Genomic DNA, 14,325 nt, shown 5'->3' with positions numbered 1-14,325 from the left:
CTAATGAGTTTGTATTTTATTATCGAAACGATATTTTACAAAGTAATTTTTGCTAAATAAGAATCTCCTTCGGTTTTTATTTTTGTACATTTTAGTTGATGATATTCGCACGCATTTTTTAACGTGTCAAAATCCAAATACAACCATTGAATAGGTTCTTCTTGCTCGCCTTTATAATGAACCGTAAAATCTAATTCACCATAGTAATTTCCATTACTCGGAATCCATTTTCCACCATCTTCGTCTTCATCAAACATATAAATAATGTCGGTTCCATCAATCAAAACTTGACCATTCTCGGTTAATAAATTTTTGATTTTATCCAAGAAAACATTAATTAAAACTAAATTCTGAAAAATTCCAGTTCCGTTCATCAAAAATAGAATCGTATCAAATTTCTCAGCTTCATTGATTTCAAGGAAATTCTGAACTTTTGCATTGTTGATTCCTCTCAACAAACAAGCTTCAATCGCTTTTGGAGAAATATCAATCGCTAAAACATCTGAACTTTTTTCTTGCAAATAAAGTGAATGAGAACCTGCTCCACAACCAACATCCAATATTTTTCCTTTTGACAAATCAAGTGCTTTTTGCTCTAGAGGAGGCATGTCATCATACTCTCGAAAAAGATAATCAATTGGCATCACATCCAACTCTGAAATTGATGTTTCGGTATAGAGATCTTCGGGCGAATGATTGGTTTGATAATCTAAAATTGCCTGTCCGAAAAGGTCTTTCATGTTATTTTTATTTTTATTTTCTGATTAATACAGAAACTTTTATTTATTATTTTTTGCTAAAATTGCCTCAACAATTTGCTGTGCATGTACGCGCGAATTTTCAATAAACCAAATATTTGTCAACATACCACCACAAACAACGCCTGCCAAATATAAACCATCCACATTTGTTTCCATTGTTTCGGGATTATAAGTTGGCGTTTTCAATTCATCATCACTGAAAGTTATTCCACAGTTCTCCAAAAAATTGAAATTTGGATGATAACCAGTTAAAGCTAAAACGGTATCATTTTCAATTGAAATATCACCTTCTGGTGTTTTGATATGAACTTGATTTTCGTCAATAGAAGTAATATTCGAGTTGAAATAAGCTTTGATACTTCCTTCTGCAATTCGATTTTCGATATCAGGACGAACCCAATATTTTAGTCGATGCGTAAAACCTTCGCCACGAATCACCATTGTTACATTGGCACCTTTTCGATAACATTCTAAAGCTGCATCAACAGAAGAATTATTCGCTCCAACAACCACTACGTTCTGAAAAGAATAAGGGTGAGCTTCCTTGTAATAATGATGAACTTTTGGCAAATTTTCACCTTCAATATTCATTAAGTTTGGAATGTCATAAAAACCAGTTGCAAGGACTATATTGTTAGTTGAATAGTTATTTTTTGATGTTTTAACTTCGAAATGATTTGTTTCAACTTTATTAATCGTTTCAACTTCTTCGTATAGATTTAGATTGAATTTGAAATATTTATGAATGTTTCGATAATATTCTAACGCCTCTTGTCGACCAGGTTTTGGCGCAATACAATTGAACGGAATTTCTCCAATTTCTAATCGTTCGGCAGTCGAAAAAAATGTCATATACAAAGGATAGTTGTACAAACTATTTGTTAAAGCACCTTTTTCAATAATTAAATAAGAAAGATTGTTTCTTTTCGCTTCTATTGCACAAGCCAAACCAATTGGCCCAGCACCTACAATTATCAAATCATATTGTTCTTTCATCAAGCAAATTTACGGATAATCAGTTCGGTAATCTTTATGATTTTCACCAATTTTTATAAAAATAATGTTTAACTATTTGGATTAACGAAATATATTAATAATTTTGTTTGACAATTTTGTCAAAATAAAAAAGCCGCACAGATATGAAAGACGATACAGAAGAATTGATCAAAGAAACAGCGAAAAGAATGTTTTTTGGTGAAGGTAGATTTCATGCAACAACGCAAGAAATAGCTGATGAAGCGAAAGTGAATAGAACGTTGATTAATTATTATTTCAGATCGCGAAACAATTTAATTAGTATTATTTACGAAGAAGCTACGCGAGTAAGTAATGAAAAATCGCGTGCTATTTTTGATAGAAATCGTGATATCAAAGAAATGATTGGCGAATTTATAGAGGATTCTATTGCAACATCAATCAAGTATCCATATTTGAAAACTTACATCGTTACCGAAATGAATAAAAATAATACAATGTGTTCTAAGTTAATGAAAGATGATTTAGATGTAGTTGTAAATGTTTTTTACGAAAGATTAGAGGAAGAAATGGAAAAAGGAACGATTAAAAAGATGGAGCCACTTCAGTTTTTGTTAAACATGATTTCATTGGTTAATTATCCATTTACAATTCGTCCGCTACTTCAATTGGATTTGAAATTGAGCGACGAAGATTTCAAACGTATTCTTTCTGATCGAAAAGAAATTATTCTCAATACACTTTTTAATAATTAATATATAAATGAAAAGGTTAAAACAATTACTTTCTATAGCGATTGTAGCGTTGATGAGTTCTGCAAATGCGCAAGAAATTATTGCACTTAAAGATGCAGTAAATTTTGCGTTAGAAAACAAAGCAGATGCAAAACGCGCAGATTTGGCAATCAAAAAAGCCGAATACAAAATTGATGAAGCCAGAGCAGGAGCTTTGCCTCAAGTAAATGCCAATGCAGGTTTGCAATATAATCCAATTGTACAAGAAATGGCTTTGACGATGGGAGGACAAACAACTGTGATTAAAATGGGACAACCATGGTATTCGAGTTTGGGAGTTACGGTTAATCAAAATATTTTTGATCAGCGTGTTTTTACAGGACTTAAAGCAGCAAAATCTACACGTGAATTTTACCAAATTAATGCGGATTTAACAGATGAACAAATTATAGAGCGAGTAGCGAATGCGTATTATCAAGTTTTTATTCAAGAAGAGAAATTAAAAACAATTGATAAAAGTTACGAAAACACGAATAAAGTTCGCAATGTTATCAAAAGTTTAGTGGATAATGGATTGGCAAAGCCTATTGATTTAGACCGAATAGTTGTACAATTAAATAACATATCTTCATCTCGCCAACAATTGGTAAATGCAGTAGAAATTAACAAGAATGCATTGAAATTTTATATGGGTTATCCAATAGAACAGCCAATTACGTTGACAGAAGAAACAATCACACCGAATTTAGTTTTGTTAGAAGATCAAATAGATGTTGAAAATAGAACCGAATTTAAAGTTTTATCAAAACAAAAAGAATTGTTAGGTTTTGCTAAAGAAGCGGAGCGTGCAAATCTTTATCCAACTGTTGGTTTAGCTGGAAATTATGGATTGCAAGGTTTTGGTGAAAAATTTATTACTTCGAAAAGTTACATCTGGTCAGATTTGGCTTCGATTGGTTTGAGTGTTAAAGTTCCGATTTTTTCTGGTGGAGCTACAAAAGCAAAAATAAATCAAGCTGAAATTGATTTGTTGGATATCGAAGAACAAATGAATGACACAAAACTTGGTTTGAGTTTGGAATATCAAAATGCAAAAGCGCAAATAGAAAATGCGTTAAAAAGTGTCGATATTCAAGAAGAAAATGTATCGTTGGCAGAAAAAGTACTTGCAAATACACAAAATAATTACCAACAAGGTTTAGCTAATTTGACAGAAATTTTAGACGCTGAAAATGCGTTGACAGATGCTAGAAATAATTACTCAAATGCTTTGTTAGAATATAAAATTGCCGAAATCGCATTAATCAAAGCAAAAGGAGATTTAAAAATATTAATTCAATAATAGAACCGATTTATGAAATCAGTAAAAACTTTACTTTATATATTAATTGCTGCTGGCTTGATTGGTGGAGCAGTTTACATCATCAAAAATAACAAAGCGAAGCAAGAAGAGGAAGTTGCGATTGTAAATGCTAGTAACGATGAGGTTGTGGTAAATACAATTAAAGCAAAATACGAAAGCTTAAATACAGATTATACGTCAAACGGAACGTTTGCGCCATTTCAGGAAATGAGTTTTCCTTCAGAAATTTCAGGAAGAATTGTTCGTGTATTGGTAGATGAAGGTAGTTATGTTTCTGTTGGACAAACATTGGCGACGATTAAAAAAGATGCAATTGAGGTTGATGTAACTCAAGCACAAAATAATCTTCAAAATGCAATTGTTGATAATCAACGTTACGAAAATGCGTATAAAACAGGCGGTGTAACAAAGCAACAATTGGATAATTCGCGTTTGCAATTAAAAAATGCAAGAGCAGCGGTTTCTGCGCAAAATTTACGTGTGCGTGATACGAATGTAAAAGCTACAATTTCTGGTGTAATCAACAAACGTTACATTGAGCCAGGATCTGTTGTAGCACCAGGTTCTCAAATGTTTGATATTGTTAATGTATCAAAATTAAAATTACAAGTTACAGTAACAGAAGCTGAGGTTGTCAATCTTAAAGTTGGTCAAACAATCAAAGTGTTGGCGAGTGTTTTTCCAGATCAAGAATTTGCAGGAAAAATTTCTTTTATCGCGCCTAAAGCAGATGCTTCATTAAATTTCCCTGTGGAAATTCAGGTTTCGAATAATTCAGGTTTAAAAGCTGGTATGTACGGAACGGCGGTTTTCTCGACAAAAGATGATGTAAATGCAGGGAAAAATGTATTGGTTGTTCCTGCGAATGCTTTTGTGAACGGAATTAGTTCTGGACAAGTTTTCGTGGTTGAAAATAATACAGCAAAATTAACGAAAGTTGTGATTGGGAAAACGGTTGGAACTGAAGTTGAAATTATCAGCGGATTAAAAGATGGAGCTGAAATCGTAACAAGTGGTCAGATTAATCTGAAAGATGGAACGAAAGTGAAAGTTGTAAAATAAGAGTAGTTTTTCCATGAAAATAGCAGAAATATCAATTAAACGTCCATCGATGATTATCGTGTTATTCACGATATTGATTTTAGGAGGATTGTTTAGTTATACGCAAATGGGATATGAATTAATCCCAAAATTCGAAACAAATGTTGTAACAATTTCAACAGTATATCCTGGAGCTTCTCCAAACGAAGTTGAAAATTCTGTTACCAAAAAGATTGAAGATGCTGTTGCAGCATTGGAAAATGTAAAAAAAGTTGAATCAAAATCATATGAAAGTTTATCTGTTGTATCTGTTACTTTAAATGCCGGAGCAGATGCAGATTTAGCTTTAAATGATGCTCAACGTAAAATAAATGCAATCGAGAAAGATTTACCAGATGATGTCGATCCTCCTTCGTTGACGAAATTCTCGTATAGTGATTTACCAATTATTACAGCTGGTGTAACGTCTGATAAGTTGACAGAAAAAGATTTGTATGATTTGTTAGATAAAAAAATAGAACCAGTTTTATCGCGTGTAAATGGTGTAGCACAAGTAAATTTGATTGGTGGGCAAGAACGTGAAATTCAAGTAAGTTTAGATCCTGTGAAATTGAAAGGTTACGGATTATCTGTGCCTCAAGTTCAACAAGCAATTTTGACATCGAATTTAGATTTCCCAACAGGAAGTGTAAAAACGCGTGAAAATTCGACAATTATTCGTCTTTCTGGAAAATATAAATCAGTTGATGAATTAAATAATTTGGTAATTTCTTCGAATAATGGAATTCAAGTTCGTTTATCGGAAGTTGCTTTTGTGCAAGATTCTCAGAAAGAAGTAGAAAAAATTGCACGTGTTAATCAAAGTTCAGCAATTGTTGTACAAATAGTAAAACAGTCTGATGCAAATGCTGTTGCAGTTTCTGAATTAATGCGAACAACAATAAAAAAAGTAGAAGAAGATTACAAAACAGAGGGATTAAAAATTCAAATAGTTAATGATACTTCAGATTTTACATTAGCTGCTGCTGATCACGTAATTTTTGATTTGGTTCTAGCTGTTGTTTTAGTTGCTGTAGTAATGTTATTGTTTTTGCACAGTATTCGTAATGCGTTTATTGTAATGGTATCTATTCCAGCATCATTAATAGCTACATTTATTGGGATGTATTTAATGGGATATACTCTAAACTTAATGTCGCTTCTTGGTTTGTCGTTAGTTGTTGGTATTCTAGTGGATGATGCAATTGTAGTTTTAGAAAATATTTATCGCCACATGGAGATGGGAAAATCTAAAATTAGAGCATCTTTTGATGGAGCTTCTGAAATTGGATTTACCGTAACTGCGATTACATTAGTAATTGTTGTGGTTTTCTTACCAATTGCAATGAGTACAGGTTTGGTTTCTAACATTATTTCTCAATTCTGTGTTACCGTAGTTATCGCAACCTTATTATCCTTATTGTCGTCGTTTACGATTGTACCTTGGTTGTCATCTCGTTTCGGAAAATTAGAACATATCACGGGGAAAAATATTTTCGAAAAATTTATTCTTTGGTTCGAAAAACAATTAATGAAATTTACCCACTTCATTTCTGATATGTTAGAATGGTGTTTAAAATCTACCGTTCGTAGAATTGGAGTTTTTATTGGGGTATTTATAGTTTTATTTGCAGTTATTGGAGTTTTAATGGGAGGAAAATATATCGGTGGTGAATTCTTACCTAATACAGATAAAGGTGAATTCCTAGTTCAAATAGAGTTACCAAAAGATGCAACAATAGAGGAATCAAATTTTATGACGCAAAAAGCAGAAAAGTTTTTACGTGATAAAAAAGAAGTTGTTGATATGATTACAACTGTTGGTCAAAGTTCCGAAGGATCTGGAGCAGCACAAGCAACAGCTTATAAAGCAGAAATAGACGTTATTTTAAATGATAAATCAGAGCGTGAAGACAATTCATTTATTTATGCGGCAAAAGTAAAACGCGAATTAGAAAAAGAATTAGTTGGTGCTAAGGTTAAAACTGTTCCAGTTGGTTTGATTGGAGCGCAACAAGCGCCAATAGCGTTGGTTGTGACAGGTCCAAATTTAGAAAGCGCCATGAAATTTGCTGAATTAGCAAAACACGAATTAGAACAAATTAAGGGTTCTTCGGAAGTGAAATTAACGACAGAAGCCGGAAATCCTGAAATTAATGTGCAAGTTGACCGTGATAAAATGTCTGCTTTAGGATTGAATTTACAAACAGTTGGTTTAACCATGCAAACTGCTTTCTCTGGAAATACAGATGGTAAATTTAGAGCGGGTGAATACGAATATGATATTAATATTCAGTACAATGATTTTAATCGTTCGAATATCGATGACGTTCGTAGTTTGATATTTGTGAATGATAAAGGACAACAAATTCGTTTGGATCAATTTGCAACGGTTACACAAAGTTCTGGACCAAGTTTCTTAGAGCGTCGTGATAAAACACCTTCTGTAACGGTTCAAGCGCAATCTGTTGGTCGTACAACGGGTGATATTGTAACTGACTTCAAGGAAAGTTTGAAGAAAATTGACAATAAGAAACCAACTGGTGTTTCTTATGTTTGGGGTGGAGATGAAGAAAATCAATCCGAAGGTTTTGGTACATTAGGTTATGCATTATTAGCTGCTATTATCTTGGTTTATTTGGTAATGGTTGCTTTGTACGACTCGTTTATTTATCCTTTCGTGGTTTTGTTTTCGATTCCATTATCTTTAATCGGAGTTTTCGTAGTTTTAGCATTAACAAATAATTCATTGAATATCTTCACGATTCTCGGAATGATTATGTTGATTGGTTTGGTGTGTAAAAATGCGATTTTATTGGTCGATTTTACAAATCATAGAAAAGAAGCTGGCGAAACAACGCACAATGCTTTGGTACAAGCCAATCATGCACGTCTTCGTCCAATTTTAATGACAACTATCGCCATGGTTTTTGGTATGATTCCAATTGCATTAGCAGAAGGAGCAGGAGCAGAGATGAACAACGGTTTGGCATGGGTAATTATCGGTGGATTGGTTTCCTCATTATTCCTAACCTTAATTATTGTTCCTGTGGTTTATTCATTATTCGATAGTGCAATTCGTCGATTCTCAAAAGGAGAAAAAGTAGATTATGAAGCAGAAATGGTTGCAGATTATGAAGCGCGACAAATAAAAGAAGAATGGGAAGAGTAATCTTTCGTTTTAGATATTTAATACTTGAAGTCGCTCTATATTTGGAGCGACTTTTTTAATTTTTAACTATAATTAGTGAGTTTTAGACGAATTAAAACGTTTATTTTTGGCGTAATATTAATTGAGACTTTCTAAAAAATGAAAAAACTATTTTTATTGACAACATTCTTTATGGTGTCAGCACTTTTTGCTCAACAAGCGACTAATACGTTAGAAGGCGTTTTTACAACAAAAGCAAAAGATGAATTATATAATCCATTGAAATTTGATGGAAAAGGAAGAGTAACAATCGGTGAATTTGATGAGGTTGGTTACGAATTTACAGAACGCAATGATTCGGTTATAATATTTGTCGAAAAAACGGTTTTTATCTTCAAAAAAGAGAAAAATCAATTAAAAGGAATTTCAGATTGGGTGGATAAAAAAGTGTATAAATCAAATTTGAAATCTTTCGAAAATAAACCTCAATCAGATTCTAAATTAGCACAACGTGCAAATTGGATGGCTCAGAATTATGATATCAATTTTAAAAATAATGCAAGCTATTTATTTGATTTTGATGAAGAAAGTTTAATTAAAAAATTAAAAGAAAATGAAGCTGCAAATGCAAAATTGTGTAAAGAAGGTTTTGATGAAAGTTGTAAAGTAGTTTTTGCCTATAAATTTGCTGAACAATCTGGTGGTGTTTTCGAGACATTAAGTGCAACAGAAGAGTTGAAATTAAAACCTAATAAAGAGTTACAGCAATTGGCCCAACGTGTATTAGATTTAGGAAATCCAGATGGATACGGATTATTTTATACGTATTACTATTTTACAGGAGAAAAGGAAAAAGCGGAAGAGTTTTTACAAAAAGGATTAGATTTAGGATCTAAGTATTGTACAGAGATTTCATTAAATTCAGCTTTAAGTGAATTTGGAGAAGGCTTACAATCGGAAGTAGAAGAATCAGAAGATTAATTCGAACAAATTATCATATAAAATAAAAGCTCAACATTAGTTGAGCTTTTTGTTATTTAGTCAATAAATATTTTGCAACAGCATGATAAGCTGGTAACGAATACGGGTCGTTCGCACTATTCGATGCAACCGGATTGGAAGCAAATCGCACAATAACCATTTCCGCTTTTGGATCAACATAAATCGCTTGACCATGAACGCCACGCGCCATAAATGCTTGATGCTCATTATTCGTTACCCACCACATATCTTTGTAGCTCCAGCCTTTTAGAAGTTTATAATTTGCCTTTTCAAAAGCTTTTTGATTTCCCCCTTTTTTGATTTCCTCAACCAATTTTTTAGGCAAAATTTGATGATTATTAAAGTAACCATTGTTTCTTATCATTTCTCCAAACATCGCTAAATCTCGAAGGTTTGCATTAAAACCACCTCCTGCAAAAGCAATTCCAGCACCATCAATCTGGTAATATCCATCAAAGTTTGTTCCCAATGGTTCCCAAAATTTTTCAGATAGAATTTGAGCCAAAGGTTTATTCAATACTTTTGTAATAATCCAACCCATCACATCAGTATTCACCGTTTTATAACCAAAAGCTTCACCATGTTTACCATTTTTCTTGACTGTTTTCAAATAATCATAATAATTTGTAGGTCCATTATAATTAGCAGGTTTAGGAAAAGGATTTCCAGCAGCCGAAAAAGCCCACACTTCAGCATTCGGATCGCTGTAATCTTCACTATATTGCAAAGCAGTTGTCATATCCAAAACTTGACGAATCGTAGCATCACCAAAAGCTGAGGTTTTCAATTCAGGAATATAATCACTACATTTTTTATTCTCATCTAGAATACCTTCGGCAACTAACATTCCGCCTAAAGTTCCTGTCAAGGTTTTACTCACAGACATCAAGGCATGAGTTCCATTTTTGTTTAGTTCTCCAAAGTAATTCTCATAAACAATAGCACCTTTGTGTAAAACAATAATTCCATCGGTATAATTTTTTTGCAAAGATTCTTTCCATGTCATAGTTTTTTTACTTTCTAAAGGAGTGAAAGTCACATTATCAATGGATTGATCCAATTTAGTTTTCCAAGTATATCTGTTTTCTTGTGCCGAAGCGACATTTACAGTTGGGAAAAATTCGCGCATATGACAAACGCTATATCGTAAAGCTGGAAAGTTAAAAAAGCTACCATCTATAGCGGACAAAATATCTTCTTTTGCAGGTGGAAACCCTTTTATCCAATTAAAATTCTTTGGATCCGATTGTTCTGCAGTCAAAAATTGTTGTCCATAACTCATTTGCGTCATCACTAAAATTAAACAAACTAATATTTTTTTCATAGTTGTACTATCTATTTGGTTGATAAATGAAGTAGAGGAGAAGCTTGCTTCTCAAATTTACGAAAACCATTTTAAACTTTTTTATTTTAACGTATACTAATAATTCCGCTTTCGCGAAATTCCTCCCGAGTCGTTAACCACAAAGTACCTGCTGTTGCTTTGTTTTAATCAGCAAATCATCATCGTCTAATCATTTCTGTAGTAAAAATTAAAATGTTTGTATAAAAAGTTTTATTTATTTTCTTTCTCTTATTTTCACTTTTAGTTTACTGCTTATTACTTAAACGAGCTAAAATCATTCAAACCTTTTTTTTACGAGAGAGTTTTAATGCCGTTTTTCTTCATTCTTTTTCTATACTTAGCTTTACAAGCTAAAATCGAGTCAATAATGCTAAATATCAATTGTTTATTCGAATAGAGAGTAATATTAAGTTTAAAAATTTCTTTAATGATAGAAAATAATTATTATATTTGAATTGGAAAGTTATATAACATAAATTATTGATATTAAAATGTATTATCCATTATTTCACTATATGATTGTGTATGTAGTTATAAATATTGTAAATACCAAGTTCTAGTTTTGTAAATCTTTTTGATATAATGTATCAATTAACAGATTTTGGATAAATTACAATCTTGAATAGAGTATAAGTTTATTAAAGTGATATTTAATTATAATAAGATTATATAAACACTAAGTAAAGTTTAAGTGTTGATTTATAGTTAAATATAAAAAAATCTTCATATTTCTCAAATAGAGTAATTATAACTCAATATTTAATAAATGCGCAAAAAGTATATATATTATTGCCCAACTATATGTTTTTGTATTCATTAAAATGTTAAATATATTCTAATATGATGGTTATCATTTTATGTATAAATATACATTTTTACTTTTGAAAACCTTTTATTAAGGTAGTTATCAACCAATTAAAATTTAAATATGAAAAAAACAAAAGCTTTTTCTTTGTTTTTATTTCTGTCCAAACTTGTATCTGCTCAAATAGGAATAGGTACAGAGGTGCCACAGTCATCTCTTGATGTAGAAGGCGATATTATCTTAAGAAATTCTTTACGTGTAGGAGGAAATGATTTAACAAAAGGAAATGCAGGGTTAAAAGATCAAGTTTTAGTATCTCAAGGAGTAGGGATGTCTCCAACATGGAAATATGTAAATGTTCCATTTATGGAGAATGGACAATATAAATTGATTAATACATATGTTATAGATGATAATATTGGGATAAAGTCTATCACTATTTCAGGTGTTAACTACCTTAATAAAATAGGTGATCAATTTGATAGTTCTTGGACCAAAATAAGTGGACTTAAGACAATAATGGAAATCAAGTCAAGTGAGAATAAAACTACTTATCAATTCCAAACAGGTGTAGAGTCTGTCACAACTTCTTCAGTTGGGGAAGTAAAATTTATGTGTGGAATTTTTAAGGATAATACATTAGTTGCTCTAAGACCTGATAAAATTACGACCATTACAACTAACTCGCCTATGCAATATATGTATACACTAAACTATACAGAGGAGAATACTCCCATAGGTTCCTACAGTATTGAGATGGCTTGTAGAGGAATAGAGGGAAATAGTCATACCTTATCGATAGGAACAAATACAACATCTTCTACTAATTCAAATAACTTTCAACTTAAATCTTTTTTAAAGATTGATTTAGCTGAATTAATTACATTTAAAGCAAATAGATGAAAATAAAATTATTAATATCTGGATTATTATTAAGTGCATTGACACAAGCTCAAGTAGGAGTTGACACAAGAGCACCTCAATCTAGTCTTGATGTAAATGGAGATTTTGGTTTAAGAAAGAGAATTTTTTTAGATAATAATAGTGTAGAATCTAAAGGAACAAAAGAGCAGATTTTAGTTTCGCAAGGAGAAGGTTTACCTCCGACATGGAAATCATTACTTATTCCAGAATATGAACCGAATAAGTTTTACTTAATTTTTAATGATTCATTTTCAGATCAGATTGGAATACAAATAGCTCGTAATAACAATTCTTCAGTAAATGTTTCTACAGAATTAATAGATGGGGCTTTATTATCTGATTTAAAATTGAAAGGCTTTAATGAAATTCCTGGTTTAGCAAAATCGTTTAATGTAAATAGCAAATCAAGTAAAGTTTATTTTCTGTTTGAAACTGTTGTTCAACAAAATAATTCTTCAACAAATGGTGAAAACATAAAGTATACTTGTGGTATTTTCGTAGATGGAAAACTGAAAAGTGCTAGGATCAATACCATTTATACAAGTAGCTCTACTAGTACATTTCTAACTCATACTCAGATTGGTGGTACATCAAATTTAACTTTAGGTTCTCATAGTATTAATATCGCTTGTGCTAAACTAAGTGGGTCTACAAGGGATTTGGCTATAGGAAGAAATGTAGATGCAGTCACAAATATTAATACGTTTATGGCACAATCATCTTTAAAAGTAGATGTATACGAAATACCTGAAAATTTTAATTCAATATTCAATTAACATGAAACTCTATATAAATATATTACTTGTAATTTTTTCTTATTCATATACATATTCTCAAGTTGGAATTAACACAAAGAACCCTACTAAAACTCTTGACATTAATGGGGATTTAAATTTAAGAAAAGAGTTACGATTAGCAGGAAATGATAATTCTTTAGGTGATGCAGGTACATTAAATCAAGTGTTACAAGTAAAGGATAATGAGTATCCAACTAATGTATGGAAAACTTACAAAGTAGCAGATGGAACAGGTAGTCTTTCATTATATTATTTAAACACGACTATAGATAAAGTAGGATTATTTTTTAATAGTACAGGTAGTTTAACTTCATATGAATTAGATTCAAATGATGCTGGATGGAGTTTTATGACGAATAATAAAGATAATTTTGTAGTAAAAGATGCTACGAATTCTAGTAAAGTAACATTAAGTTTTCAAACAACTGTGCAAATAAATAGATCATCGAATTCAACAGGGAATTCTGCTAGTTTTGCATGTGGAATCTTTATGAAAAAAAATAATGAAGGATTTAAATTGAAGGCTGTAAGATCTGATGTAGTAAGAGGTGTGCCTGGATCTTATAAGATATTTAACTTGAATGTAACATTAGATAAATTAGAACAAGGTAGTTATGAAATACAAGCGGCATGTAGAAATAGAAATCTTGGATCAAATACTACTTTAGTGAATATAGGAATCGGACAGCCTGTTGATGCGACAAAACTGAATCAGGATATGGCGAATTCTACATTAACAACTACACTTTTACATCCTTACATGTAACTAGATAGCCATTCTGTGGATGAACAAAAAATGATATAGGTTATATCAAAAGAAATGTAATGTTTTTATGAATTAAAATGAGACACTGTACCAAAGACTCTGTAAGTATAGAGTTCTACTTAGTTTAAAATAGAGCAGAATTTTTTTTATAAGTTTAATATTTACATATTTATGGAAACAAAAGACCTATTTCCGGATGATTTTTTCAAACAGTTTAAAACTGGCGATGAACTCCAAAACTTTCTCAAAGACTTACAAAAGCGAGAAATTGAAAAAATGTTAGAAGGTAATTGAATGCTCACTTTTTACCTTAATGGAAATGGCTTTTAATTCAGTTGAATCCAGAATAATCTTATTTAGTCTTTTAACATTTCAGATTAGTCCAAAGTATTCTTATTTAGCCCACAAGTTATTGATAGTCTTTTATTTGTGATTTTTATTATTGACTTTTGTTTCGTTAAATCAATTAAAAGAAACAGATGGAAAATAACGAAATTATCATTCACAAGCTCAACCGAATTGAAAAACATATTTTCGGACTAAAATCAATTCTTAATGTAGAAGAGCTTTCAGATTACACAGGGTTCAAGAAATCCTATATCTACAAATTGGTTCATACCAA

Annotated in this window: 11 protein-coding genes; 8 read left to right on the top strand and 3 right to left on the bottom strand. The window is 31.4% G+C overall.

The window, feature by feature from the left end:
- Positions 1-35 precede the first annotated feature (35 nt).
- Together N5D03_RS10770 and N5D03_RS10765 are read right to left on the bottom strand one after the other, a co-directional pair.
- Positions 36-740, bottom strand: a complete 705-nt coding sequence (locus N5D03_RS10770; RefSeq protein ID WP_280037075.1) for a methyltransferase domain-containing protein — start codon at positions 738-740, stop codon at positions 36-38.
- Positions 741-779: 39 nt separating this feature from the next.
- Complete coding sequence (locus N5D03_RS10765; RefSeq protein WP_280037076.1) at positions 780-1,757, bottom strand: YpdA family putative bacillithiol disulfide reductase; 978 nt, start codon at positions 1,755-1,757, stop codon at positions 780-782.
- Between the two features lie 143 nt (positions 1,758-1,900).
- On the opposite strand from N5D03_RS10765, the gene N5D03_RS10760 reads away from it, so the two are divergent.
- From N5D03_RS10760 to N5D03_RS10740, 5 genes are all read left to right on the top strand, one after another.
- Complete coding sequence (locus N5D03_RS10760; RefSeq protein ID WP_280051645.1) at positions 1,901-2,491, top strand: TetR/AcrR family transcriptional regulator; 591 nt, start codon at positions 1,901-1,903, stop codon at positions 2,489-2,491.
- A 7-nt stretch (positions 2,492-2,498) separates the two neighbouring features.
- Positions 2,499-3,812 carry a TolC family protein gene (locus tag N5D03_RS10755; protein ID WP_280051644.1) on the top strand — a complete coding sequence of 438 codons (1,314 nt, stop codon included), beginning with the start codon at positions 2,499-2,501 and terminating at the stop codon, positions 3,810-3,812.
- A gap of 12 nt (positions 3,813-3,824) precedes the next feature.
- Positions 3,825-4,895 carry an efflux RND transporter periplasmic adaptor subunit gene (locus tag N5D03_RS10750; protein ID WP_125350540.1) on the top strand — a complete coding sequence of 357 codons (1,071 nt, stop codon included), beginning with the start codon at positions 3,825-3,827 and terminating at the stop codon, positions 4,893-4,895.
- 13 nt (positions 4,896-4,908) lie between these two features.
- The gene (locus tag N5D03_RS10745) at positions 4,909-8,085 is read left to right on the top strand and encodes an efflux RND transporter permease subunit (RefSeq protein ID WP_280051643.1); all 3,177 of its coding nucleotides are present in this window, start codon (positions 4,909-4,911) and stop codon (positions 8,083-8,085) included.
- Between the two features lie 138 nt (positions 8,086-8,223).
- Positions 8,224-9,045 (top strand): hypothetical protein, encoded by an 822-nt coding sequence (locus N5D03_RS10740; protein ID WP_125350542.1) that lies wholly within the window; start codon positions 8,224-8,226, stop codon positions 9,043-9,045.
- Between the two features lie 52 nt (positions 9,046-9,097).
- Here the strand turns inward: N5D03_RS10740 and N5D03_RS10735 are convergent, their stop codons facing one another.
- Complete coding sequence (locus tag N5D03_RS10735; RefSeq protein WP_114999787.1) at positions 9,098-10,390, bottom strand: serine hydrolase; 1,293 nt, start codon at positions 10,388-10,390, stop codon at positions 9,098-9,100.
- Positions 10,391-11,339: 949 nt separating this feature from the next.
- On the opposite strand from N5D03_RS10735, the gene N5D03_RS10730 reads away from it, so the two are divergent.
- The 3 genes from N5D03_RS10730 to N5D03_RS10720 are packed head-to-tail and all read left to right on the top strand — an operon-like array spanning position 11,340 to position 13,703.
- The gene (locus N5D03_RS10730) at positions 11,340-12,119 is read left to right on the top strand and encodes a hypothetical protein (protein ID WP_280051642.1); all 780 of its coding nucleotides are present in this window, start codon (positions 11,340-11,342) and stop codon (positions 12,117-12,119) included.
- A complete protein-coding gene (locus N5D03_RS10725) occupies positions 12,116-12,916 on the top strand; it encodes a hypothetical protein (RefSeq protein WP_280051641.1) in 801 nt (266 codons plus the stop codon). The genes N5D03_RS10730 and N5D03_RS10725 overlap by 4 nt, the downstream gene beginning before the upstream one ends.
- A gap of 1 nt (position 12,917) precedes the next feature.
- Positions 12,918-13,703 carry a hypothetical protein gene (locus tag N5D03_RS10720; RefSeq protein WP_280051640.1) on the top strand — a complete coding sequence of 262 codons (786 nt, stop codon included), beginning with the start codon at positions 12,918-12,920 and terminating at the stop codon, positions 13,701-13,703.
- Positions 13,704-14,325 lie beyond the last annotated feature (622 nt).

This window comes from Empedobacter sp. GD03861, assembly GCF_029840885.1.
Taxonomy (GTDB): domain Bacteria; phylum Bacteroidota; class Bacteroidia; order Flavobacteriales; family Weeksellaceae; genus Empedobacter; species Empedobacter falsenii_B.
This window is presented reverse-complemented; position numbering and strand designations above follow the sequence as displayed.